Raw genomic sequence first — 1165 nt, forward strand, 5'->3', positions numbered from 1 at the left:
GTGAGCTTCTAACTCATTATGACGATAAAAATTTTGCCAGCTAGGCTCGCCAACCAAATTGCGGCAGGGGAAGTGGTCGAAAGACCTGCCTCTGTCATCAAAGAGTTGGGGGAAAATAGCCTCGACTCTGGCGCAACCCGAATCGATATCGATATCGAAAAAGGCGGTGCAAAGCTTATTCGTGTTCGTGACAACGGAAAAGGGATTGCGAAAGATGAGCTCGGGCTGGCACTCAGTCGTCATGCAACGTCTAAAATCCATACCTTAGATGATTTAGAAGCGATCATGAGCTTGGGCTTTCGTGGAGAGGCATTGGCGAGTATCAGTTCCGTTTCTCGTCTTACATTAACCTCTCGCCCAGCTGCGCAAGAAGAAGCGTGGAGTGCATATTCGGAAGGGCGTGATATGCAGGTCAAATTGCAGCCTGCTGCCCATCCCATTGGTACCACGGTTGAAGTGCTGGATTTGTTTTTCAATACTCCTGCACGCCGTAAGTTTCTGCGTACCGAAAAAACGGAATTTGCTCACATTGACGAGCTGTTAAAACGCATTGCACTGAGCCGCTTTGATGTCTCGATCAACGTGCGCCATAACGGCAAAGTGATCCGCCAGTACCGTGCGGCTAAGAATCAACTGCAAACCGAAAAGCGTATAGCGGCGGTGTGTGGTAATGCATTTGTGCGTAACATGCTTCGTATTGAGCTTGAGCATCAAGGCCTCAAGTTGCATGGTTGGATCACCACCCCGGATGGGGCTCGTCAGCAAAGCGATTTGCAGTATTGTTACGTGAATGGCCGCATGATGCGGGACAAACTGATCAATCATGCGATCCGTCAAAGTTACGAAATGAGCTTAAAGCCGGATCAGTTTGCCGCTTATGTGTTGTTCATCGAGCTAGACCCGCATCAGGTGGACGTGAACGTTCATCCAGCGAAGCATGAAGTGCGTTTCCATCAAGCAAGATTGGTACATGACTTTATCTATCAAGCTTTGGCTGATGCACTGGCACAAAGCTCTGTGATTGATAAGCCGCAAGTCAATGAGTCCGCGTTCCATCGAGCAGAGCCTGAAGAGCGAGAAAGCCAACCGGAAACGACGCCTCAATACTCGCCACAATCAGTGAGTACTACTGTCCCAGAGCGTGTGTATCAAGCGATTGATAAAA

At 49.1% G+C, this 1165-nt stretch carries 1 protein-coding gene; it reads left to right on the forward strand.

Annotation, left to right across the window (positions count from 1 at the left end; genetic code table 11):
- Window positions 1-18: 18 nt before the first annotated feature.
- On the forward strand, window positions 19-1165 hold a 1147-nt coding region (gene mutL, locus R8N28_RS25980), incomplete at its 3' end, for a DNA mismatch repair endonuclease MutL (protein ID WP_318183753.1).

It is taken from the genome of Vibrio sp. Vb1554 (assembly GCF_033344235.1).